1 protein-coding gene is annotated in these 240 nt (G+C 72.5%); it reads right to left on the minus strand.

Translation table 11 applies throughout. The annotated features are described in order from the left end of the window. Window positions 1-240 (minus strand): methyl-accepting chemotaxis protein (locus tag AX708_RS20910; RefSeq protein ID WP_233999613.1); only part of this gene is annotated, 240 nt, incomplete at both ends.

The following is a 240-nucleotide window of genomic DNA, read 5'->3' on the forward strand; positions in this document are numbered from 1 at the left end:
TGGTCTGGAAGGCGATCCCGTCGATGACGTCGATGATCTGGGTGATCTCGCGCGCCGACTGCTCGATCGCGCCCATCGCCGCGACCGCCTTGCCGACCACCGCGCCGCCCTCGGTTGCGCGCTGGTGGGTCTGGGCGATCGCTGAGCGCGCGGCGACGGCGTTGTCGGCCGACTGGCGGGTGAGAGCGACGGTCTGGCCGACCGAGGCGGCGGTCTCCTCGAGGCTCGCGGCCTGCTGCT

The organism is Erythrobacter sp. CCH5-A1, from assembly GCF_001557115.1.
GTDB lineage: Bacteria > Pseudomonadota > Alphaproteobacteria > Sphingomonadales > Sphingomonadaceae > Erythrobacter.